The sequence below is a fragment of the Azospirillum lipoferum genome, from assembly GCF_024170005.1.
In the GTDB taxonomy this organism is placed as follows: domain Bacteria; phylum Pseudomonadota; class Alphaproteobacteria; order Azospirillales; family Azospirillaceae; genus Azospirillum; species Azospirillum lipoferum.
Window position 1 is genome coordinate 195,909 of the sequence record NZ_JALJXJ010000003.1, and the last position, 23,222, is coordinate 219,130.

At 66.3% G+C, this 23,222-nt stretch carries 12 protein-coding genes, 2 tRNA genes and 1 pseudogene; 7 read left to right on the forward strand and 8 right to left on the reverse strand.

Annotated elements, in window-relative coordinates; translation table 11 throughout:
- Positions 1–289: 289 nt before the first annotated feature.
- The 3 genes from ppdK to J2848_RS08345 form a co-directional block, all read right to left on the reverse strand.
- Positions 290–2,983 (reverse strand): pyruvate, phosphate dikinase, encoded by a 2,694-nt coding sequence (gene ppdK / locus J2848_RS08335; RefSeq protein WP_149229457.1) that lies wholly within the window; start codon positions 2,981–2,983, stop codon positions 290–292.
- 354 nt (positions 2,984–3,337) lie between these two features.
- A complete protein-coding gene (locus J2848_RS08340; protein ID WP_149229456.1) occupies positions 3,338–5,590 on the reverse strand; it encodes a putative bifunctional diguanylate cyclase/phosphodiesterase in 2,253 nt (750 codons plus the stop codon).
- Positions 5,591–5,845: 255 nt separating this feature from the next.
- Entirely contained in the window at positions 5,846–9,586 is a 3,741-nt protein-coding gene (locus tag J2848_RS08345) for a vitamin B12-dependent ribonucleotide reductase (protein ID WP_149229455.1), read from the reverse strand.
- A 757-nt stretch (positions 9,587–10,343) separates the two neighbouring features.
- Here J2848_RS08345 and J2848_RS08350 point away from each other — a divergent pair.
- Positions 10,344–10,799 carry a PRC-barrel domain-containing protein gene (locus J2848_RS08350; RefSeq protein ID WP_149229454.1) on the forward strand — a complete coding sequence of 152 codons (456 nt, stop codon included), beginning with the start codon at positions 10,344–10,346 and terminating at the stop codon, positions 10,797–10,799.
- Between the two features lie 117 nt (positions 10,800–10,916).
- Here J2848_RS08350 and rpsA read toward each other — a convergent pair whose 3' ends face one another.
- The 3 genes from rpsA to aroA all read right to left on the reverse strand — a co-directional run bounded on the left by rpsA (position 10,917) and on the right by aroA (position 14,851).
- On the reverse strand, positions 10,917–12,623 hold the full coding sequence (rpsA, locus tag J2848_RS08355) for a 30S ribosomal protein S1 (protein WP_042694362.1): 1,707 nt from the start codon (positions 12,621–12,623) through the stop codon (positions 10,917–10,919).
- Positions 12,624–12,798: 175 nt separating this feature from the next.
- Positions 12,799–13,509 (reverse strand): (d)CMP kinase, encoded by a 711-nt coding sequence (gene cmk / locus J2848_RS08360; protein WP_149229453.1) that lies wholly within the window; start codon positions 13,507–13,509, stop codon positions 12,799–12,801.
- Positions 13,510–13,513: 4 nt separating this feature from the next.
- Complete coding sequence (gene aroA, locus J2848_RS08365; protein ID WP_149229452.1) at positions 13,514–14,851, reverse strand: 3-phosphoshikimate 1-carboxyvinyltransferase; 1,338 nt, start codon at positions 14,849–14,851, stop codon at positions 13,514–13,516.
- Between the two features lie 396 nt (positions 14,852–15,247).
- Here aroA and J2848_RS08370 point away from each other — a divergent pair, with 396 nt between their 5' ends.
- The 3 genes and pseudogenes from J2848_RS08370 to J2848_RS36280 form a co-directional block, all read left to right on the forward strand.
- Complete coding sequence (locus tag J2848_RS08370) at positions 15,248–15,637, forward strand: TIGR02300 family protein (RefSeq protein WP_149229451.1); 390 nt, start codon at positions 15,248–15,250, stop codon at positions 15,635–15,637.
- A gap of 150 nt (positions 15,638–15,787) precedes the next feature.
- Positions 15,788–15,863 (forward strand) — tRNA-Ala (locus tag J2848_RS08375).
- 390 nt (positions 15,864–16,253) lie between these two features.
- A pseudogene (locus tag J2848_RS36280) lies at positions 16,254–16,655 on the forward strand (tetratricopeptide repeat protein); the annotation flags it as partial.
- Positions 16,656–18,011: 1,356 nt separating this feature from the next.
- On the opposite strand, the gene J2848_RS08385 reads toward J2848_RS36280, so the two are convergent.
- Positions 18,012–18,875 (reverse strand): transporter substrate-binding domain-containing protein, encoded by an 864-nt coding sequence (locus tag J2848_RS08385; RefSeq protein WP_149229449.1) that lies wholly within the window; start codon positions 18,873–18,875, stop codon positions 18,012–18,014.
- A gap of 171 nt (positions 18,876–19,046) precedes the next feature.
- A tRNA-Val gene (locus tag J2848_RS08390) sits at positions 19,047–19,121 on the reverse strand.
- A 180-nt stretch (positions 19,122–19,301) separates the two neighbouring features.
- Between J2848_RS08390 and J2848_RS08395 the strand changes: the two genes are divergently transcribed.
- The 3 genes from J2848_RS08395 (at position 19,302) to J2848_RS08405 (ending at position 23,163) form a co-directional block, all read left to right on the forward strand.
- The gene (locus J2848_RS08395) at positions 19,302–20,240 is read left to right on the forward strand and encodes an N-formylglutamate amidohydrolase (RefSeq protein ID WP_149229448.1); all 939 of its coding nucleotides are present in this window, start codon (positions 19,302–19,304) and stop codon (positions 20,238–20,240) included.
- A gap of 452 nt (positions 20,241–20,692) precedes the next feature.
- A complete protein-coding gene (otsA, locus tag J2848_RS08400) occupies positions 20,693–22,102 on the forward strand; it encodes an alpha,alpha-trehalose-phosphate synthase (UDP-forming) (protein ID WP_149229447.1) in 1,410 nt (469 codons plus the stop codon).
- 38 nt (positions 22,103–22,140) lie between these two features.
- Complete coding sequence (locus J2848_RS08405) at positions 22,141–23,163, forward strand: glucokinase (protein ID WP_149229446.1); 1,023 nt, start codon at positions 22,141–22,143, stop codon at positions 23,161–23,163.
- Positions 23,164–23,222 lie beyond the last annotated feature (59 nt).

The window sequence follows — 23,222 nt, forward strand, 5'->3', positions numbered from 1 at the left end:
AAAGCCGCAACCGCCCGAGGAGTGTCCTACATGCATCACCAATGGTGCTACGCTGCCTTGCGCCCCGTCCCGCTGGATGGAACAGTGAACACACTCGCGAAAACCGTTCCAACCTGTTCCAAACGTTCCATCCCGCCACCGTCCCCCATGCCCGGTGGCACCGCGTGGAACAGTGAACAGTCCCCCGAAACCTGTTCCACGCTGTTCCACCCAACGCCGCCCCCAAAACGAAACGGCCCCCTTCCTGTGCGGGAAGAGGGCCGTAGTCGTTTCAGCTACCCGGTTCGGCTCAGTCGCGCTTGACCGTGTCGCTGTTCAGCGCCGCCTGCGCCGCCGCCAGACGCGCGATCGGCACGCGGTAGGGCGAGCAGGAGACGTAGGTCAGCCCGACCTTCTCGCAGAAGGAGATCGAGGCCGGGTCGCCGCCATGCTCGCCGCAGATGCCGAGCTTGATGTCCGGACGGACCTTGCGGCCGCGCTCGGTGGCGATCTCCACCAGTTCGCCGACGCCGGTGACGTCCAGCGACTGGAACGGGTCCTGCTCCAGGATGCCCTGGCGCTGGTACTCCGGCAGGAAGCTGCCGGCGTCGTCGCGCGACAGGCCCAGCGTGGTCTGGGTCAGGTCGTTGGTGCCGTAGCTGAAGAACTCGGCCGATTCGGCGATCTCGCCGGCCTTCAGGGCCGCGCGCGGGATCTCGATCATCGTGCCGGTCAGATACTCCACCGTCACGCCGGTCTCGGCCTTCACCTGCTCGGCGGCGCGGTCGATCACCGCCTTGAGGATGTCGAACTCCTTGCGGGTGATGATCAGCGGGATCATCACTTCGGGAATGACGGCCTCGCCGGTGGTCTTGGCGACTTCGGCGGCGGCGGCGAAGATGGCACGGGCCTGCATCTCGTAGATCTCGGGGTACGAGATGCCCAGACGGCAGCCGCGATGGCCCAGCATCGGGTTCGCTTCATGCAGCTGGATGGTGCGGTGGCGCACCCGCAGCGGATCGGTGCCAGTGGCCTGGGCGACCTCCGCCATGTCCTCTTCGGTGTTCGGCAGGAACTCGTGCAGCGGCGGGTCGAGCAGGCGGATCGTCACCGGCAGGCCGGCCATGATCGTGAACAGCTCGACGAAGTCCTTCTTCTGGAAGGGCTCCAGCTTGGCGAGCGCCTTGCGGCGGCCGGCCTCGTCCTCCGCCAGGATCATCTCGCGGACGGCCAGGATGCGCTCCGGGTCGAAGAACATGTGCTCGGTGCGCGACAGGCCGATGCCCTCGGCGCCGAACTTCCGCGCGGTGCGGGCGTCCAGCGGGGTCTCGGCGTTGGCGCGGATCTTCATCCGGCGGATGCCGTCGGCCCAGCCCATCAGGGTGGCGAAGTCGCCCGACAGCTCCGGCTGGATCGTCGGCACCTCGCCCAGCATCACCTCGCCGGTGGAGCCGTCGATGGTCAGGATGTCGCCTTCCTTGACGGCGACGCCGCGGACCGACATCTGCTTGGTCTTGTAGTCGATGCGCAGGTCGCCGGCGCCCGACACGCAGGCACGGCCCATGCCGCGGGCAACCACCGCCGCGTGGCTGGTCATGCCGCCGCGGCTGGTCAGGATGCCGCGGGCGGCGTGCATGCCGTGGATGTCCTCGGGCGAGGTCTCGATGCGGCAGAGGATCACCGACTCGCCCTTGCCGGCCATCTGCTCGGCCTCGTCGGCGGTGAAGACCACCTTGCCCGACGCGGCGCCGGGGGAGGCCGGCAGACCCTTGGCGATGACCTTGCGGTCGGCCTTGGGGTCCAGCGTCGGGTGGAGGAGCTGGTCGAGCGAGGCCGGATCGATGCGGCGGACCGCCTCGTTCCGGTCGATGACGCCCTCGTTCGCCAGATCCACCGCGATCTTCAGCGCCGCCGGGGCGGTGCGCTTGCCGTTGCGGGTCTGCAGCATGAACAGCTTGTTCTGCTGGACCGTGAACTCGATGTCCTGCATGTCGCGGTAGTGCTTCTCCAGCGTGAGGCGGACCTCGTTCAGCTGGTTGAACACCTCCGGCATCACCTCCTCCATGGCGGGGAGGTCGGACTTGTTGGCGATCTTGCCGGCGACGGTCAGGTGCTGCGGCGTGCGGATGCCGGCGACGACGTCCTCGCCCTGGGCGTTGACCAGATATTCGCCGTAGAAGGCGTTCTCGCCGGTCGACGGGTTGCGGGTGAAGGCCACGCCGGTGGCGCAGTCGTTGCCCATGTTGCCGAAGACCATGCACTGCACGTTGACCGCGGTGCCCCAGTCGGCCGGGATGTCGTGCAGCTTGCGGTAGGTGATGGCGCGGGCGTTCATCCAGGAGCCGAACACGGCGCCGATGGCGCCCCACAGCTGCTCCTGCACATCCTGCGGGAAGGGCTTGCCCAGCTCGCGCTCGACCGCCTTCTTGTAGTCCTCGATCACCGCCTGCCAATCCTCGGCCGACAGGTCGGTGTCGAGGTTGTAGGACTTGTCGCGCTTGTGGTTGTCGAGGATGTCCTCGAAATGGTGATGCTCAACGTCGAGGACGACGTTGGAGTACATCTGGATGAAGCGGCGGTAGCTGTCGTAGGCGAAGCGACCGTCACCCGACCGCTTGGCAAGGCCGGCGGCGGTCGCGTCGTTCAGGCCCAGGTTCAGGACGGTGTCCATCATGCCGGGCATCGACGCACGGGCGCCGGAACGGACCGACACCAGCAGCGGGTTGACCGGGTCGCCGAACTTGGCGTCCATCGCCTGTTCCAGCCGCGCGATGGCGGCGTTCACCTGCGCCGTCAGCTCCGGCGGATAGGAGCGGCCGTTGGCGTAGAAATAGGTGCACAGCTCGGTGGTGATCGTGAAGCCCGGCGGAACGGGCAGGCCAAGATTGGCCATTTCGGCCAGATTGGCGCCCTTGCCGCCCAGCAGGTTCTTCATATCGGCCCGTCCTTCGGTGGCACCGGCCCCGAAGCTGTAGACCCACTTGGATTCACCCTGGCTCGCCATCGCGGATTTCCTCTCGCCCCATGGTCGTCCGGCATGCGGGTGCTCCCCTTGTGCTCCACGGGCGATCCACCGGGCGGGTCTTTTCCGCTCAGCGAAACGCCGTGGTCAGTTTGCTTGACCGCACATGCCGCTGAGTGGACCTTCTATCGCCCCAAACGTTGGGACACAAGACAGTCGCGTGGTCTAGAACGGGATGACCTGCGCTTCACCGGCAAAGGAGCGTTGCGACTATATCGTATTGGCCGGATCCCCTTTACTCCGGCGGATCCTCATAATACCGATTCGAATGGTGAATTGCGGCGGAAGTACCCCGTAAATCCAAAGAAAAACGGGACCATTTCCCCTGCAAATGTTTCAGATGCTGATGCAATCCTCGTCCGGACACTCGTTCCAGTGCTTGCCTTCCCCCGCTAGCCAGTCGACCAGCGTCGCCGCCGGCATCGGCCGGGCGAAGAGGTAGCCCTGGCCGATGGCGCAACCCTCCGCCTCCAGCATGCGGTGCTGGGCCTCACGCTCCACCCCCTCCGCCACGACGGTCAACCCCAGCGCTTCGCCGATCTGGATGATGGCGCGGACCAGCGGCCGGTTGGCGGCGTCGATGTCCAGTTCCTTGACGAAGCTGCGGTCGATCTTCAGCTCTCCGACAGGGTAACGCTTGAGGTAGCCCAAGCTGGAATAGCCGGTGCCGAAATCGTCGATCGACAGGGTGACGCCCAACGCGTGCAGGGCGTCCAGCGCGTCATGGACACCGACCTCTTCTGTCATCATCAGCCGTTCAGTGATTTCCAACGTCAGGTCATTGGCCGGGATGCCGTTGGTGGCCAGCGCGGCGCGAACCTGGTCCGGCAGGTCGCCGCGGGCGAAGCGGACGGCGGAGACGTTCACCGCCAGTCCGGGCACCGGTATCCCCGCCGCGCGCCAACGGCCGAGCTGCGCCACTGAGGTCTGCAACACCCAGCTGTCCAACCGGTCGATCAGCCCGCATTCCTCGGCCAGCGGTATGAACTCGGCTGGCGACACCGCCCCCCAGCGTGGGTGGGTCCAGCGGATCAGCGCCTCCACCCGGTACAGGCAATTCGGCTTCAGGCGAACCTGCGGCTGGTAATGCAGCTCGAACGGCGCATCCTCGCCCGGACAGCCGGCTTCCTGCCGATCCAGCGCCTCGCGCAGCGCCGCTTCCATCTCCAGCCGGCGCACCGCCTGTTCATTCATGTCACGGCGAAAGAAGTGACAGCGGTTGCGGCCGGCCTGCTTGGCCCGGTACATCGCCGCATCGGCCTGACGCAGCAGCGTATCGAAATCCATGCCGTCGTTGGGATGAACGGCGATGCCGATGCTGGCTGTCGGCGTCAGCGTCAGGTCGGCCACCGTCATCGGCACCGACAGGGTGGTCAGCACCCGCTCGGCCAGCAGCGAGGCGTGCGCCGCATCGCATCCCGGCAGCAAGGCTACGAACTCGTCACCGCCCAGCCGGGCCAACGTGTCCCCCTCGATGAACAGCTGTTTCAGCCGGGTCGCCACCTCCACCAGCAGCCGGTCGCCCACCGCATGGCCAAGCGAATCATTGACGGTCTTGAAACGGTCGATGTCTAGGAACATCAACGTCACCGGCTGCCGCGTCCGCCCGGCCAGGGCCAGCGCCGCGGTGGCGCGGTCGGCCAGAAGCTGGCGGTTGGGCAGCCCGGTCAGGGTATCGAAATAGGCCAGCCGGTTGATCTCAGCCCGCGCCCGGTCATGTTCGATGGCAAGTGCGCACAGATGCACACAAGCCTCCACCAGCCGGCGGTGGAAGGTGGGGGCGGAGCGCGGCTCGCGATAATAGAGCGCAAAGCTGCCCAGCATCCGGGCATCCCGCCCCTTGATCGGATTGGACCAGCAGGCAGCCAACCGATGGGTCAGCGCAAGGTCCCGATGCGTGTCCCAACGCGGATCGCCAGCGATGTCGGTCGACATTACCGCCTCACCCACGCTCATCGCGCTGCCGCAGCTGCCGACGTCCGGCTCGATTGGCAGCCCGTCGATGCCGGCGGTATAGGCGACGGGCAACGACGGGGCGGCGGCGACCCGCATGCGGTTCTCGTCGTCACGCAGCATCACTGAACAGGCGACCTCCGGCGCACAGGCTTCGACCTGCCGGCAGAGGAAATCCAGAACCTGTTTCAGCGACCGGCCGGCCGCCACCAGTTCCAGGACATTCTGTTGCAGGCCGGCCACTGCCTCCGCCCGTTCTCGCTCGTCGAAGCCGCGCATCTCGCACAGGAGCAGGACATCGTCACCGTCGGTCAGATGTTGCCAGTGCAGATCGACCGGAACCGGATCGCGGCGGGGAATGCGCAGGCTACCAGTGCCGGGAGGCGGATGATCCCCCTGCGCCCCGTCCCACACCGCCTGCCAGTCACGCCCGCCGAGATCGAGCAGACCGGGCAGCGAGTGGCCGACCAGCGTCTCCAGCGGAACACCGGCCAGCCGGGCGAAACCGGGGTTGGCACCGACAATGGTGCCATCCGCCGACATCCAGACCAAGGCCGCGCTCCATTGCGCAGCGGTCGCCCGCAACAGGCGATCGGACGGCAGACGGTCGTCCAGCGCGGTCCCGGGCGAATCCATAACCCTGATCCCTCCGGACATGCTTCGGAAACGCCGTGCCGGCGCCCCCGGGAGAGTCAGCTAACATGAGTACACGCGCCACGGTCAAGGCTCGTAACGCTCCGCCCATACCGTTGCAGTCATGTAAGAATGGTTCTAATTCGCAGCAACCGGGGCCAATCGCATACAAAGAAAAGGGAGGAAGCGGTCTCCCGCTCCCTCCCCGCCCTCATTTCGTCCTCCTGCCGCACCCCAATCGGGGAGTGGTCCGCGGGATCAGCTGCAGCCGGTGGTCGAGCCGCAGCTGTCGCACTTCAGGCAGGTGCCGTTACGGACCAGGGTCATGTTGCCGCACTCGCCGCAGGGATCGCCCTCATAGCCACGGGCACGGGCCTCGCGGATGCGGTCGAAGCGCTGGTCGCTGGTGCTGCCGCCATAGGCCGTGCCGGTCGCCGCGGTGGCGGCGACATGGCCCTGGGCGGTGGCGGCGGCAACCGCCGGGCTGGCCGACATGGCTGCCTGAGCCGACGCCTGAGTGCCGGCCGAGGCGGTAACGCTGACAGCCGCCGTGTCGGTGCCGGTGGCGGCGAAGGCCGCCGCGGCGCTGGCACGCTGGGTCTGGCCACCATGCAGGACGCGCAGGTTGTTACGGACATAGCCGGTCGACGCGATGCGGCGGACGATGTCGGACGGCTGCACCTGGGTATCCGGCAGGTCGCCCTGCTTGTCGCCGCTGCCCACCGTGAAGGGCACCAGATCCTCCGGCGTGGCGTGCGCCAGATCGGTGCGATTCAGGTAGGAGATGGCGATCTCGCGGAAGATGTAGTCGATGACCGAGGTCGCCATCTTGATGGTATCGTTGCCGGTCACCATGCCCGACGGCTCAAAGCGTGTGAAGGTGAAGGCCTCCACGAACTCCTCCAGCGGCACGCCGTACTGCAGGCCGATCGACACCGCGATGGCGAAGTTGTTCATCAGCGACCGGAAGGCGGCGCCTTCCTTGTGCATGTCGATGAAGATCTCGCCCAGGCGGCCGTCCTCATACTCGCCGGTGCGCAGATACACCTTGTGGCCGCCGACATTGGCCTTCTGGGTGTAGCCCTTGCGGCGGTGCGGCAGACGCTCGCGCGAGCTGCTCTTCCGCTCCACCACCCGCTCGATCACCTTCTCGACGATGCGCTCGGTGACCATCTGGGCACGGACGGCGGACGGCGCCTCGATCACCGCCTCGACCGCCTCGCCATCCTCCTCGTCGTCGAGCAGGGCGGCCTGCAGCGGCTGGCTCAGCTTGGAGCCGTCGCGGTACAGCGCGTTCGCCTTCAGGCCCAGGCGCCAGGACATCAGATAGGCGTCCTTGCACTCGTCGACCGTCGCCGTGTTCGGCATGTTGATGGTCTTGGAGATGGCGCCGGAGATGAAGGGCTGCGCCGCCGCCATCATCGTGATGTGCGATTCCCAGGACAGGAAACGCTTGCCGATGCGGCCGCAGGGGTTGGCGCAGTCGAACACCGGCAGGTGCTCTTCCTTGAGGAAGGGTGCGCCCTCCAAAGTCATGGCGCCGCAGCAGAAGGTGTTGGCCGCCTCGATCTGCGCCTTGGTGAAGCCGATGTGGCTCAGCAGGTCGAAGCCCGGGGCATCCAGCGTCTCGGCCGGGATGCCCAGCGTCTGAGTGCAGAAGTCCGCGCCGATGGTCCAGCGGTTGAAGACGAACTTGATGTCGAAGGCAGTGGTCAGGTTGCCTTCCAGACGCTCCAGCAGTTCGGCGGTGAAGCCCTTAGCCTTCAGCGACTCGTGGTTCACGCCCGGGGCATTCTTCAGCGTGCCGTGGCCGACGGCGTAGAGCGCGATCTGCTCGATCTGGTCCGGGGTGTAGCCGAGCGTCTTCAGCGCCTCCGGCACCAGCCGGTTGACGATCTTGAAGTAGCCGCCGCCGGCCAGCTTCTTGAACTTCACCAGGGCGAAGTCGGGCTCGATGCCGGTGGTGTCGCAGTCCATCACCAGACCGATGGTGCCGGTCGGGGCGACCACGGTGGCCTGGGCGTTGCGGAAGCCGTGGGCCTCGCCCAGCTCCAGCGCCTCGTCCCACACGCGGACGGCGGCCAGAGCCAACTCCTGGTCCGGGCAGAGGTCGGCGACGAAGGGCACCGGCTCGACCGCCAGGCCTTCATAACCGTTCATCTCGCCATTGGCGGCGCGGCGATGGTTGCGGATGACCCGCAGCATGTGGTCGCGGTTGGCCTCGAAGCCCGGGAAGGTGCCCAGCTCCTGCGCCATCTCGGCCGAGGTGGCATAGGCGACACCGGTCATGACAGCGGAGATGCCGGCGCAATAGGCGCGGCCCTCGTCCGAGTCGTAGGACAGGCCCGACGCCATCAGCAGGCCGCCGAGGTTGGCGAAGCCCAGGCCTAGCGTGCGGAACTCGTAGGAGAGCTGGGCGATTTCCTTCGACGGGAACTGCGCCATCAGCACGGAGATTTCCAGCACGATGGTCCACAGCCGGCAGGCATGCTCGAACGCCTCGACGTCGAAGGAACCGTCCTTCAGACGGAACGACATCAGGTTCAGCGACGCCAGATTGCAGGCGGTGTCGTCGAGGAACATATACTCCGAGCACGGGTTCGAGGCGTTGATGCGCCCCGAGGCCGGGCAGGTGTGCCACTCGTTGATGGTGCTGTCGAACTGCACGCCCGGATCGGCGCAGGCCCAGGCGGCATAGCCGACCTTGTCCCACAGGTCGCGAGCGCGGACGGTCTTCACCACCTTGCCGTTGGTGCGGCCGATCAGGTTCCAGTCGGCATCGTCCAGCACCGCCTGCACGAACTCGTTGGAGATGCGCACGGAGTTGTTGGAGTTCTGGCCGGAGACCGTCAGGTAGGCTTCCGAATCCCAGTCGGTGTTGTAGGTCTTGAACTCGATGGAGGTGAAGCCCTGGCCGGCGAACTGGATCACGCGCTGGATGTAGTTCTCCGACACCTGATCCTTGCGGGCGGCAAGGATCGCCTTCTTGAGCTCCTTGTTCTCCTTCGGGTCCAAGCCCGACTGGGCGGCGGCCATCACCGCCGTCAGGTGCTTCTGGCAGATCTTGGAGCCGGTCACGAGTGCTGCGACCTTCTGCTCCTCGTTCACCTTCCAGTCGATGTAGCCTTCGATGTCCGGGTGGTCCATGTCCACCGTGACCATCTTGGCCGCACGGCGGGTGGTGCCGCCCGACTTGATGGCGCCGGCCGCGCGGTCGCCGATCTTCAGGAAGCTCATCAGGCCCGACGACTTGCCGCCGCCGGCCAGACGCTCGCCCTCGCCGCGCAGCTTGGAGAAGTTGGAACCGGTGCCCGAGCCGTACTTGAACAGGCGGGCCTCACGCACCCACAGGTCCATGATGCCGCCCTCGTTGACGAGGTCGTCGGCGACGGACTGGATGAAGCAGGCGTGCGGCTGCGGGTGCTCGTAGGCCGAAGCAGACGAGGTCAGCAGGCCGGTCTTGAAATCGACATAGAAATGGCCCTGGCTCGGGCCGTCGATGCCGTAGGCCCAGTGCAGGCCGGTATTGAACCACTGCGGGCTGTTCGGGGCCGCCATCTGGGCGGCCAGCATGAAGCGCATCTCGTCGAAGAAAGCGCGGGCGTCGGCTTCGGTGTCGAAATAGCCGCCCTTCCAGCCCCAGTAGGTCCAGGTGCCGGCCAGACGGTCGAAGACCTGACGGGCGGACTGCTCACCTACGAAGCGCTTCTCCTTCGGCAGGGCGGCCAGCTTCTCCTGGTCCGCTTCCTTGCGCCACAGCCAGGACGGGACGGTGTTCTCTTCCACGGCGCGGAGCGCTGCGGGGACGCCGGCCTTGCGGAAATACTTCTGGGCCAGGATGTCGCTGGCGACCTGGGAGAAATTGTCCGGCACCTCGATGCCGGTCTGCTGGAAGACGATCGTCCCATCCGGGTTGCGGATCTCGCTGGTCGCCTGGCGGAAACCGAGGCTGGCGTAGGCGTCCTGACCTTCGTGCGTGAAACGACGCTCGATCCGCATGATGAGACTGTCCCCTGCTTGGAGCGCGCCGTGGCGCGCTCGAATGGAAATGTAATGCGACCCGTCCCGATCCGAGGCAGCCGGCGGTCTCTGCCGCCGTCCGGCCCGGCAACACAGATGGCGCCGTACAAACAGAGGGCTCGTGCCCGGCTGTCCGCCGTCGCCGCTGTGCTGCCGACCGGGGCTGGCGCTCAGGCCGGCCGGGTCACGTGGGCGGCATCCTAGCCAGCGCGACCGGGGCAGGCAAGCCCACTCTGCTAGATATTGTGGTTGACATCATCGAACCCCTCAAAACCTTGATCTTGTGGTGTTCAACCCGTGACCGGGGATCCTGTTCCCGCCTGCCAAGCAATTTTTTCAGGGGGCGATGGCGGACCGCATCGCGGCCGTGAGGCACAAACTGTAGGCACTCAAATCACCGCCGATGCCGGACCGGACAGCGCCACGCCCCGATTAGAGCGCAAAACGCAGCCGACCGCCAGTGCCTCGTTGCAGTGAAAATCAACATCTTGTTGCCTATGCACTGTTGGACCCACCACCGATTCGCCACCGGCCCGACTCGGCACGAGACGGCGGAATCCAAGGGGGGACTCGACAAGGCAGGCTTGACCCGCCCCCGAGTCGCCACCGGCTCACCTGGGGATCGACACGGAAGAGGGGTGAGGACGGCCATTCCGCAACTATTTCGCGCCCGTCTGGTTGAGGCGCATGGAGCCAAGGTGGATCCTACGCGATCCTTGGGGGAGGAGAGGCGCCTATGCTGAAGATCACCCACAAGATGTGGTTCACATTGCCCGCGCTGACACTGCTGGTCGGCATGGCGACTCCGATGGGGACCACCGCCCAGACCGTCATCATCAACGGTTCGACTCCGGCCGTCGGTGCGGCGGTGGAGCGCAAGACCGGGCCCAGCGTAGACCAGTTGATGAATCGCAGCGTCGTCGGCGCCGACGGATCGAAGATCGGCACCGTCACCGACGTGATCCTCGACGACAAGGGCGAGGCCCAATACATCGTCATCCATTCAGGCGGCCTATTGGGCTTCGGCGGCAAGGACATCGCAGCCGACCTGACCCTGGCCGACCTCCGCACCGGCACAGAGGCGATCCATCTGCGCGAGGTGACAGCCGCCAGCGTCCGCGACATGCCGGAGTTCCGCTACGACGACAGCATCACGTCCCTGACCCGCAGCCCGGAACCGCGGCGGCATTAGCAAAGGGAACGACGAAAAAGGCCGCGCCCCAAACGGGACGCGGCCTTTCTCTTACTCTTCCGGGAGATCACGAGCCCCCTCCCCCATGTTGCCACAGGGGAGAACGGCGTCAGGCGATCACTCGTCGTTCTGCTGCTTGCGCTTCAGAGCGGCGCCCAGGATATCGCCCAGCGAGGCGCCCGAGTCGGACGAACCGAACTCGGCCATCGCCTGCTTCTCCTCCTCCATCTCGCGAGCCTTGATGGACAGCGAGATGCGGCGGGAAGCGCGGTCGATCTGGGTGACCTTGGCGTCGACCTTCTCGCCGACGGCGAAACGGTCCGGGCGCTGTTCGGAACGGTCGCGGGACAGGTCCGACTTGCGGATGAAGCCGGTGTAGCCCTCGCCGACGGTCACTTCGATGCCGCCGTCCGTCACCTGCGTCACGGTGCAGGTCACGACCTCGTTCTTCTTCAGGCCGGCAGTGGCCGACTCGAACGGATCGCTGGCCAGCTGCTTGATGCCGAGGCTGATGCGCTCCTTCTCGACGTCGACATCGAGAACCTTGACCTTGACGCGGTCGCCCTTCTTGTACTCGGCGATCGCCTCTTCACCCGACTTGTTCCAGTCGAGATCGGACATGTGGACCATGCCGTCGATATCGCCCGGCAGGCCGACGAACAGACCGAACTCGGTGATGTTCTTGACTTCGCCTTCCAGCTCGGTGCCAGGACCGAACTTGTCGGTGAAGGTCTCCCACGGGTTGTCCAGGCACTGCTTCAGGCCGAGGCTGATGCGGCGCTTCTGCGGATCGACGTCCAGGACCATGACCTCGACTTCCTGCGAAGTCGACACGATCTTGCCCGGATGGACGTTCTTCTTGGTCCAGGACATTTCCGACACGTGGACCAGGCCCTCGATCCCCGGCTCCAGCTCCACGAAGGCGCCGTAGTCGGTGATGTTGGTGACGCGGCCCTTGAACTTGGCGCCCACCGGATACTTCGCCTCGACGCCTTCCCACGGGTCGGCCTCGAGCTGCTTCATGCCCAGGCTGATGCGCTGGGTTTCCGGGTTGAAGCGGATGACCTGGACCGTGACGGTCTGGCCGATCTGCAGGGCTTCCGACGGATGGTTGATGCGGCGCCACGCGATGTCGGTGACGTGCAGCAGGCCGTCCACGCCGCCCAGGTCGACGAACGCACCGTAGTCGGTGATGTTCTTGACGACGCCCTGGAGGATCTGGCCTTCCTTGAGGTTGGCCACCAGCTCCGAACGGGCCTCCGCACGGCTCTCTTCGAGCACGGCGCGGCGCGACACGACGATGTTGCCGCGCGAGCGGTCCATCTTCAGGATCTGGAACGGCTGCGGGGTGCCCAGCAGCGGGGAGATGTCGCGGACCGGACGGATGTCAACCTGCGAACCCGGCAGGAAGGCAACGGCGCCCGACAGGTCGACCGTGAAGCCGCCCTTGACGCGGCCGAAGATGACGCCGGTGACGCGGGTCTGGTCGTTGAACGACTTCTCCAGCAGGGCCCAGGCCTCTTCGCGCTTCGCCTTCTCACGGCTCAGCATCGCTTCGCCGTTCTTGTCTTCCATCCGCTCGAGGTAGACCTCGACGGTGTCGCCCGCCTTCAGCTCGGGCGGCTGGCCGGCAACGGCGAATTCCTTCAGCGCGACGCGGCCTTCCGACTTCAGACCGACGTCGATGGTGACCATGTCGTTCTCGACGGCGACGACGCGTCCCTTGACGACCGTACCTTCGAGCGACTCGGCCGCGCCCAGCGACTCTTCAAGCAGAGACGCGAAGCTTTCCTTTTCGACCGTGCGGGCCAGTGACTGTGCCATTGAAACTCCTAAAGGTGGCGCGAAAGCGATCCCGTTCCGGTCCCGCCCGCGGCAAAACGGGTGGGGCCTCGACCGAACCGCCGCGCCGGGCACCACGCCCGGCGACTTGGTTGATGGTTTTCCATGGAGGGCGTCGGACCCGCCCGCGCCGCTTCCGACCGCCGGAACCGCGGCGTCACGCCGCTGGCTTCAGACCGGTCTTCGAGCCGATGTGAGCGACCGCCATCGAGAACACCTGGTCGGCGTCGAGAGCGGAAGTATCAAGCACAAAAGCGTCGACAGCCGGACGGAGCGGGGCCACCGCTCTCTGGCTGTCACGCGCATCACGAGCCTTCATGTCCTCCAGGACATCGGAGGATATAGCCGGAATCCCCCGTCTCTGCAACTCCTTGAGTCGCCGTTCGGCCCGGACCTCCACCGAAGCGGTAACGAACAGTTTGGCCTGGGCATCGGGGCAGACCACTGTTCCGATATCGCGCCCGTCGAGAACCGCCCCCGGCGCACCGCCCGGCGGATGGGCGGCGAAGCGCCGCTGGAAGTCGAGAAGGGCCGCCCGCACCTCCGGTACCGCCGCCACCTTGCTGGCTGCCTGCGCCGCCTCGTCAGTGCGCAGAGCCACTTCCTGGAGGATCGGGTGCTCGGGGTACAGCTCATAGGCCGCGCGCGCGGCCGCCGCATTGTCGGACGGATCGCCGCCGGCCCGCAGAACCGAGACGCCGACCGCACGGTACAGCACGCCGGTGTCGAGATGCGCGAAGCCGAACGCGTCGGCGATGCGCTGCGACAGGGTACCCTTGCCGCTGGCGGCCGGGCCGTCGATGGCGACGACGACCGCCTTGGCCAATGGCTCCCGGGATGGCTCCTGGTTGGAAAGCGGCTGCGTCATCGCCTCACGCCTCCATGATCGCGGCGCCGAGTCCGTTCATCAGCCCGACGAAACCGGGGAAGCTGGTGTCGATGAAGGCACCGTCGTCGACCGACACCGGCTGTTCCGTCGCCATGCCCAGCACCAGGAAACTCATGGCGATGCGGTGGTCCATGGCGGTGAGGACGGCGGCGCCACCCTTCGGCGGCTTGCCGGTGCCATGGACCGTCAGGCTGTCGTCGGCGCCGACCTCGACCGATACACCGCAGCGGGTCAGGCCTTCCGCCACCATGGCAAGGCGGTCGCTCTCCTTCACCCGCAGTTCCTTCAGGCCCAGCATCACTGTGGTGCCTTCCGCACAGGCTGCGGCGGCGGCCAGGACCGGGTATTCGTCGATCATGCTCGGCGCGCGGTCGGCCGGCACCACGATGCCCTTCAGGGCACTGTGCTTCACCCGCAGATCGGCGACCGGCTCGCCAGCCTGGTCGCGGCGGTTCTCGAAAGCGATGTCGGCCCCCATCTCCACCAGCGTATCGTAGAGGCCGGTGCGGCGCGGGTTCATGCCGACATCGTTCAGCAGCAGATCCGACCCCGGCCGCAGCAGGGCGGCGACCGCCGGGAAGGCGGCGCTGCTGGGATCGGCCGGCACATGGATGGTGCGGCCGGTCAACTCCGGCTGACCGGTGACGGTGACGGCCAGCGCGCCGTCCTCCAACCGCTGGGTGGTCACGGTGGCGCCGAAATGGCGCAGCATCAGTTCGGTGTGGTCGCGCGTCGGCTCCGCCTCGATCACCGTGGTGGCACCGGCGGTGTTCAGGCCGGCCAGCAGGATCGCCGACTTCACCTGGGCCGACGCCACCGGCAGGCGATAGGTGATCGGAACCAGTTCGCCGCTGCCGACCACGGTCAGCGGCAGGCGTCCGCCGGAGCGGCCGACGAAGCGGGCGCCCATCTCCTCCAGCGGCTTGGTGACGCGGGCCATGGGGCGTTTGTTCAGCGAGGCGTCACCGGTGAAAACGCAGGTGATCGGGTGGCCGGCGACCAGCCCCATCAGCAGGCGGGCGGCGGTGCCGCTGTTGCCCATGTCCAGCACCTGCGCCGGTTCCTGCAACGCACCCAGCCCGACGCCGCGTACGCGCCAGATGCCGTCGTCGCTCCGCTCCGCCTCGGCCCCCAGCAGGCGCATGGCAGCCGCGGTGTGCAGCACGTCCTCTCCCTCCAGCAGGCCATGGATCACCGTCTCGCCCACGGCGATGGCGCCCAGCATCAGCGACCGGTGCGAGATCGACTTGTCGCCGGGCACACGGATGCTGCCCCGGATCGCGCCGGTGGTGGTGGAGCGCAGCGGCCTTGCGTGCGTCATGGGACGGGTCCTTCGGATCGGAACGGAAAGCGGTTGTGGCCGCCGTTCCTATCACAGCCCCCGCCCCGATGCGAGAGGATGGACCTCGTTGCCGTCCTCTCCGGGACTTGTGCGACGCACAAATGAAAAGAGGCCGCCCGAAGGCGGCCCCGAGTTCAAGGAGGAAACCAAATGGAGGAGTTGCACGGTGTGCAGGTCCGTTCTAGCGAGTTATGGTTAACGTCGTGTAAAGGCAACCCCTACCCGGGCGGGATACCTCCTTCCCGCTGCCGCTTCGTCAGGTCCTGCGGCACCGCGGACGCAGGTCCGTCTCATCTTTTTTTTGACAAGAGCCGCAGGGCATGGCAAAGGGCGCCTCTTGAGAACCCCCCTGATTTTTGTGACGGAGGACGTGGCGTGGCCAAACCCGAATGGGGCGTCAAGCGCATCTGCCCGAGCTGTGGCGCTCGTTACTATGACATGCGCAAGGACCCGCCGGTCTGCCCGAGTTGTGGCGCGCAGTTCGACCCCGAGGCTCTGCTGAAGTCCCGCAAGGCCCGCCCGGCCCCGGCCGACGACACCAAGAAGGCGCCTGTCGTGGCCGAGGACGAGGAAGAGGTCGAGACCGAGGCCGAGACTCCGGAGCTGGAGGATGTCGAGGACGACATGTCCGTCGACGACATCGAAGAAGCCGACGACACCACCGAGGATGAGGACGACGTCCTGATCGAGGACACGTCCGAACTGGGCGAGGACGACATGGACGAGGTCGTCGACGTCGAAGGCGAGGACGAGGAGGAGCGCTGACCGGCGCCCTTCCCGATGGTAGCGTGAGGTCCGGCAGGGTGGTGAAAAAAAGCGCGAAAGGACGAATTTTCCGCTTGCATCACTCCGCTGCCTGACTATTATCCCGCTCCACCAACGGCCGGACGGAAACGACCGGCCCCCAGAGTTAAAGGGGCCATAGCTCAGCTGGGAGAGCGCTACAATGGCATTGTAGAGGTCAGGAGTTCGATCCTCCTTGGCTCCACCAAATCGATCAAGGGCTCGGCGAGAAATCGCCGGGCCCTTGATGCTTTTGTACCGGGCCTCAGATCAAATCGCCGGCCTCCTCGTCGGAGATCCCGCCACGCCGTTTACCAGCCGGAGCCGGTCCCGGACTGTGGAAACCGGTTGCCCGGCCGATGGTGCTTGCCGCATGGCGGAGCGCTGTTTCCCCTGGAAGTTGGAATCCCTTGCGGCGACACTCTTCGCGCCGGGGGAAGAACCGAGCGATGATGCCTGCACCGCGGAGATATCGCCATGCGGACTGTTTCCCCCGCGAATGTGTCCTCCTGCAGGTCCAAGGCGGCTCACGATGGAAGGTATGAGCAACTCACAGGCTAACCAGGCGCAGAGCCTGGTCGAACGGGCAATGCGCGCCATGGCACGTCACAAGGCAGGCGACCTGTCCGGCGCCGAGGAGGATTACCGAGCGGTCGTCGGGCAGGTTCAGCACATTGGTCTGTATGCCGGATTCGGCGCCCTGCTGCTTCAGACCCGGCGGCGGGACGAGGCCGTCCGATGGCTGCGGCGCACCCTTGCGCTCGATCCTGCCAGAGACGCGGCCATCGAGAACCTCGGTGTCCTCCTGCACGAACGTGGGGACAGGGGAGCGGCGGAGATGTGGTTGCGGCGGCAACTGGCACTGTCTCCGAATTCGCCCAGTGCAATAGCCAATCTCGGCATCGTCCTGACTGCAACCGGTCGATTGTCGGAGGCCATCGCCTCGCTCAGCGCAGCCTGCCGGAAACAGCCGGACAATCCCGACCATCGGTACAATCTTGCCGTGGCAATGGACAAGGCCGACGACCGGTCGGGAGGGCTCAAGGTCTATCGGCAAGCGCTGTGTCTGGAACCAGGCCATGCCAGAGCGCTGAGCAACGCCGCCCTGTCCGCCAACCTGATGAGTTTGGGTGGAGAGGCGCTGGACCTGTACCGGCATCTTGCGGATGTCGATCCCCGGTCCGCGTCCGTCCGCTACGAACTGGGCAATCTGCGTCTGCTGGCAGGCGACTGGGAAAAGGCGTGGGAGGATTGCGAGGCGCGCGCCCATATTCCGGGCTTGTCCCCCCCGATCAAATGGGCCACCCGGATCAAGCGATGGGATGGATCGCCCATGCCGGACGGAGTGCTGGCTCTGACCGGTGAGCAGGGCATCGGCGATGTCCTGACATTCTGCCGTTTTCTGCCCTTGGCCGCAGCGCGGGCAAGACAGGTCGTCCTGCAGGTCCACGCCCCCTTGGTGCCCCTGCTGCGAGGACAGATCGCCAACATGACGGTGCAGCCCTTCGGGGACGTCATTCACGCCGACGCTGCGCTGCCGCTCTTGTCGCTGCCGAAGGTGCTAGGCGTGACGCCATTGACCCTACCCCGCCAACCCTATCTTTCCGCGCCGCCGGATCGGATTGAGTATTGGCGTGCCAAGCTGTCCGGCGGGGAGCAACGGTCGTTCGGCTTGGCGTGGGCGGGAAATCCCGACTATCTGCACGATCGCCTGCGGTCACCGCGTCTGGGACCGGTTCGCCGGCTGCTCGATACGCCGGGGTGGCGGCCGGTGCTCTTGCAGGTCGGAGCCGGGCGGAAGGATTTGGATCAAGTGTCCTTGCCGCCCCACGTTCTGGATCTTGGTGAGCAGATGAGGGATTTCGCGGATACCGCGGCCATCATCGCATCGCTGGATCTTGTGATAACTTCCGAAACCTCATTGGCCCATCTGGCTGGCGCCATGGGCAAGAAAACCTGCATGATGGGATGGTTGCAGGCGGATTGGCGATGGATGCCGGGCCCGGAGGGTGAATTGCTCTGGTACCCGGCGACCCGAATGTTCCGGCAAAGTGCTTTCCATCAATGGGCTGAGGTTGTGGATCGGATACAGCAAGTCCTGACGGACTTTTCGCAAGAAACCTGGAACACTGTTCCCTAGAGTCTGTCTGGTGCTTATTGAAGCACCAGACAGACTCTAGGCTTTTGGTTTTCCGTGTGATTCACGTCTCAAGCGGTATCGCTTGAAACGATCACACTCTAAGCGGGCCATGGATGACGAACTCCGGGATTGGGCATCCTTACCGGCATTTTGCGTCCGGCAGGACAGCCGCCGCGCGCTGGCGGCACGCGCGGCATCCAGCGGGGTTCCTCCCGTCTATTTCAGCCAGCGGTCGAACACCGCCTGATACTGGCCGGTGGCGACCGTCTGATGCAGCCACTGATCGACCCACAGCTTCAGCACGATGTCGCGCGGCAGCAGGAAGGCCTTCTCCGAGAAGTCGAAGGGCCGGTCCGGATGGACGGCGCACAATTCCGGATGCAGCTTCTGCTGAAGCCGCGTCTCCACCGCATCCGTGATCATCAGGTCGGCCTTGCCGGCGACGATCTGGTCGAAGATCGTGACATTGTCCGGATGCACCTCGATCTGGGCCGTGCGGATGTTGGCGCGGGCAAACTTCTCGTTGGTGCCGCCGGGGTTGACGATCAGGCGGACACCGGGTTTGTCGATGTCGGCGACGGTCTGGAAACGGTCCTTGTTCTCGCAGCGGGTGATCGGCGTCTTGCCGTCGCGCATCAGCGGGGCGGAGAACAGCGCCTTCTTCTGCCGCTCCAGCGTCACGGAAACACCGCCGACGGCAATGTCGTACTTGTCCGCCAGCAGGTCGGGCAGCAGGGTGCTCCAACTGGTCTTCACGAACTCCACCTTCACGCCCAGCGCCTTGCCCATGGCTTCGGCGAGGTCGATGTCCATCCCCTCGAACTTCTGGGTCTGCGGGTTCAGGTAGGTGAAGGGCTTGTAGTCGCCGGTGGTGCCCACGCGCAGCGTGCCGGCCGACAGTACGGCATCAAGACGGGATGTTTCGGCATGCTGGGCGGCGGCCGGTGCCGACGCAGCAGTCGACGGAGCGATCTGGGCCACGGCTCCGGTAGACGACAGGACGGTAACGGCACACACCAATACCGCGCCGATGGCTGCGGCAAGGCTCCGGCCGCTGCGGCGCTGGGTATGGACGGACATGAAAGATCCTCCCGATGCTTTGTTTGCCGACCGGATGGTACGGCGCAGGGGGGAGTCTGGCGAGGGGCTGTGGTCCGGAAAGGCAGAGTTCAGATATGCAGCCTTCCAAGGGATGCGGCGGCCCCAAAATGGCGAAGGCCGCGGACCCGTTCCGGTCCGCGGCCTTCAGAATGGTGGGCGGTACTGGGATTGAACCAGTGACCCCTACGATGTCAACGTAGTGCTCTCCCGCTGAGCTAACCGCCCACTGTAGCGACCGGTGAAAGAGCGCTTGGCATCGTTCCGTCCGGCGTGGGCGGGTGTATACCGACCTCCTTGCCGACACGCAAGCCCTTTCATCGCCAAGACCGCTTTTTTTATCGGCCGGTGGCGGAGCAATGGCCGGTCCCGTGACAGACGCGCCTGTGTCCATTACATCATTCGACCATGGACGCCTCCTTCGACGCGCAACGCGATGCCGGCGCCGGTGCAGATCCGACCGCCAACGCTCCGCTGCCCAACGCCCCGGCCTTCGAGATCCTGGCCCCGCAGAGCCAGAGGCTGCCGCTCGTGCTGGCGTCGCCGCACAGCGGCAACGCCTATTCTCCGGCCTTCCTCGCCGCGTCCCGCCTGGATGCCCGTGCGCTGCGCAAGTCGGAGGACTGCTTCGTCGACGAGATTTTCGCCTTCGCCCCCGGCTTCGGCGTGCCGCTGATCCGCGCCCTGTTCCCGCGCGCCTACCTGGACGTCAACCGCGAGGCGTACGAGCTGGACCCGGAGATGTTCGCCGATCCGCTGCCGGCCTATGTCAACACCCGTTCGCCCCGGGTGGCGGCCGGGCTGGGCACCATCGCCCGCGTGGTCGCCAACGGCGAGGACATCTATAAGGGCAAGCTACACTTCGCCGAGGCGCTGGACCGCGTCAGCCGCTGCTACACCCCCTATCACAACGCGTTGCGCCAGTTGGTGGACGCCACCCGCGACGCCTTCGGCCATGCACTGCTGATCGACTGCCATTCCATGCCGTCGGGCAGCGTCACCATCGCTGGGCGCGGCGGGCGCGGCGGCACCCATCCCGACATCGTGCTGGGCGATTGTTTCGGCAATGCCTGCGCCCCGGCGGTGATCGACGCGGCGGAGGATTACCTGCGCGGGCTGGGCTATGCCGTCAGCCGCAACAACCCCTATGCCGGCGGTTACACCACCCGCCATTACGGCCGGCCGCGCCAGGGCATCCACACGCTCCAGATCGAAATCGCCCGCGACCTTTATATGGACGAGGCGGCGCTGACCCGCCTGCCCTACCTGGACACCCTGGCCCGCCACATGACCGAACTGGTCGACACGCTGGGTTTGCTGCCACCGGATGGGCTGGGTCCGCTCTGACCCGCCGACCCGATCAGGCAAAAAGGGCCGCGGGCGGACCCGCGGCCTTCAGTCTAGGGAGGAAACGCCCAAGAAGTGCGTTACGCCAACGTCCACGCCAAGGCGCGACCGTTGCCGCACTGCACAATATGAGCGCGCCACCTCCCAGCTTCAAGCCCAAAAAGAATTTCCCATTCATTACATCGCGTTAATCGGGGTAGGAGGTATCACGAACCGGATAGCGCCAGGCAGAATGTGCTGCATCGCAGCATAACCATCCGTGGAATGGCCTGCCGCAAAGGACAAAAGGTGCCGGACCTTCGGACCGCTATCTTGAGCGTGACGGCTGTGGCTCGGAACCAAGGCCGCCCTTGGTCGTTTCGCAGTGGTCCCATACCGGGTGTCCGCCACGTCGGCCCTGCCAGCGCGGACTGCGGAGCGCCCTGCCGGCGGCCAATAAGGAGAAGAAGATCGTGAGCAGGCTCGTCGTCGTATCCAACCGGGTCGCCCTGATGGAAGAGGGCAAGCAGGCTGCCGGCGGTCTCGCCGTCGCCATCCTGGCAGCCCTGAAGAAGACCGGCGGCATCTGGTTCGGGTGGAGCGGGAACGTCGTCGACGGCGACTCGCAGGCGGAGCCGACCCGGACGGACGCCGGCAAGCTGACCTACGCAACGCTCGACCTGGGCCGCCGCGACCACGACGAGTATTACAACGGCTTCGCCAACCAGACCTTATGGCCGCTGTTCCACTACCGGCTGGGCCTGATCTCGGTCAACCGCCGCACGCGCGAGGGCTATTCCCGGGTCAACGCCTATTTCGCCGACAAGCTGGAGCCGCTGCTGCGCCCGGACGACATGGTCTGGGTCCACGACTATCACCTGATCCCCTTCGGCGACGAACTGCGCCGCCGCGGCTGTTCGCAGCGCATGGGCTTCTTCCTGCACACGCCCTTCCCGCCACCGGAGTTGCTGACCGCCCTGCCCAACCACCGCGACCTGATCCGCGAGCTGTGCGCCTACGATCTGGTCGGCTTCCACACCGCAACGGACATGCGCGGCTTCTGCGACTATATCCGCACCGAAACCGACGGCACGGTGGAACAGCGCGGCGCCTACGGCACGGCGATGATCCGCGCCTTCGGCCGCACCCTGCTGGCGAAGGTCTTTCCCATCAGCATCGACACCCCGGCGCTGGAAAGCCTGGCCCGCACCGCCGGCCGCTCGCGCCAGGCCGAACGGCTGCGCGAAAGCCTGGTCGGCCGCCGCCTGATCATCGGCGTTGACCGGCTCGACTATTCCAAGGGCCTGCCGCAACGCTTCGCCGCCTTCGAACAGCTTCTGGAAAGCTATCCGGAGCACTGCAACCGCGTCTCCTTCCTCCAGGTCGCCCCGCCCTCGCGGGAGGATGTGCCGGAATACATCGCCATCCGCCGCGAGCTGTCGGAGATGGCCGGCCGCATCAACGGCCGCTTCGCCGAATTCGACTGGCAGCCGATCCGCTACCTGAACCGCAGCTTCGGCCAGCGCGTTCTGGCCGGCTTCTACCGGCTGGCCAATGTCGGGCTGGTGACGCCGCTGCGCGACGGCATGAATCTGGTCGCCAAGGAGTATGTCGCCTGCCAGGACAGCGACAATCCGGGCGTGCTGGTGCTGTCCCAGTTCGCCGGCGCCGCCCACGAGATGGGCGAGGCGCTGATCGTCAACCCCTTCGACATCGAAGGTGTCGGCGACGCGCTGCAACGGGCGCTGACCATGCCGCTGGGCGAGCGCAAGGAACGTCACGCCGCCCTGATGCAGACCTTGCGGCGGCACGACATCGGCTGGTGGCGCGAAAGCTATGTAGACGCATTGACCCGGGCACCGTATGACTTTCCGGTCACCTGAGCATCCGCTCGGCCCACCACCACCGCAGACCCGGATCCATGGCCGCCGACCTCTCCCCCGCCATTCCCGGCACCGCCGGTAACGCTGCTCCCATTGCCGCCCCCATTCTGGTCGCCGACATCGGCGGCACCAATGCCCGCTTCGGCCTGATCGACGGGCGGATCGTGCGCGACACCCGCGTGCTGCGCTGTGCCGATTATGCCTCGATCGAGGATGCGGCCACCGCCTATCTGGCGGCGGTCGGGCTTGCGGCGGTCGGCACCCCCGGCCGGCCGCGGCGCGGCGCCTTCGCGGTGGCCGGACCGGTCACCGGTGACCACATCGCCATGACCAATCTGGTCTGGCAGTTCTCCGTCAACCGGGTGCGCGACGCCTTGGGGCTGGACGGGCTGGTGGTCATCAACGACTTCACCGCCGTCGCCCTGTCGGTACCGCGCCTGGCCGACGAGGACCGGCGCCAGATCGGCGAAGGGGCGCCACAGGCGGGGGCCGTCGTCGGCGTGCTGGGGCCGGGAAGCGGGCTCGGCGTGTCGGGGCTGGTGCCCGGCGCCAACAACCGCTGGACCGCCCTGTCGGGCGAGGGCGGCCATGTCACCATGGCGCCGATCAGCGATCGCGAGAGCGCCGTTCTGGGCCAGTTGCGCAAGAGCTTCGAGCATGTCTCGGCCGAGCGGGTGCTGTCCGGTCCGGGCCTCGTCAACCTCTACAGCGCACTGACGATCCTGGACGGGCGGGAACCAGCGGCTCTCACCCCTGCGCAGGTGGCCGACAACGCCCTGGCCGGCAGCGAGCCCCATTGCGTCGAGGCGGTGGAGATGTTCTGCGCCATGCTCGGCACCGTCGCCGGCAACCTCGCTTTGACGCTGGGCGCGCGCGGCGGCGTCTACATCGCCGGCGGCATCGTGCCGAAGCTGGGCACGCTGTTCACCCACTCCCGCTTCCGCAAGCGCTTCATGGAAAAGGGCCGGATGCGCGACTTCCTGGCGCCGATCCCCACCTACGTCATCACCCACGACCTGCCCGCCTTCCTGGGCCTCGCCGAGGCCGCCGGGGCGGAATAACGCCCGACAGCGGAGGAAGCCACCGATGGGGTGCGGCCAATCGCGCACCCCATCGGTGG

What these genes read in the sequence shown, in the direction of transcription:
- ppdK (WP_149229457.1), bottom strand. Translation starts at nt 2,983, where the DNA reads ATGGCGAGCCAGGGTGAATCCAAGTGGGTCTACAGCTTCGGGGCCGGT.
- J2848_RS08340 (WP_149229456.1), bottom strand. Translation starts at nt 5,590, where the DNA reads ATGGATTCGCCCGGGACCGCGCTGGACGACCGTCTGCCGTCCGATCGC.
- J2848_RS08345 (WP_149229455.1), bottom strand. Translation starts at nt 9,586, where the DNA reads ATGCGGATCGAGCGTCGTTTCACGCACGAAGGTCAGGACGCCTACGCC.
- J2848_RS08350 (WP_149229454.1), top strand. Translation starts at nt 10,344, where the DNA reads ATGCTGAAGATCACCCACAAGATGTGGTTCACATTGCCCGCGCTGACA.
- rpsA (WP_042694362.1), bottom strand. Translation starts at nt 12,623, where the DNA reads ATGGCACAGTCACTGGCCCGCACGGTCGAAAAGGAAAGCTTCGCGTCT.
- cmk (WP_149229453.1), bottom strand. Translation starts at nt 13,509, where the DNA reads ATGACGCAGCCGCTTTCCAACCAGGAGCCATCCCGGGAGCCATTGGCC.
- aroA (WP_149229452.1), bottom strand. Translation starts at nt 14,851, where the DNA reads ATGACGCACGCAAGGCCGCTGCGCTCCACCACCACCGGCGCGATCCGG.
- J2848_RS08385 (WP_149229449.1), bottom strand. Translation starts at nt 18,875, where the DNA reads ATGTCCGTCCATACCCAGCGCCGCAGCGGCCGGAGCCTTGCCGCAGCC.
- J2848_RS08395 (WP_149229448.1), top strand. Translation starts at nt 19,302, where the DNA reads ATGGACGCCTCCTTCGACGCGCAACGCGATGCCGGCGCCGGTGCAGAT.
- J2848_RS08405 (WP_149229446.1), top strand. Translation starts at nt 22,141, where the DNA reads ATGGCCGCCGACCTCTCCCCCGCCATTCCCGGCACCGCCGGTAACGCT.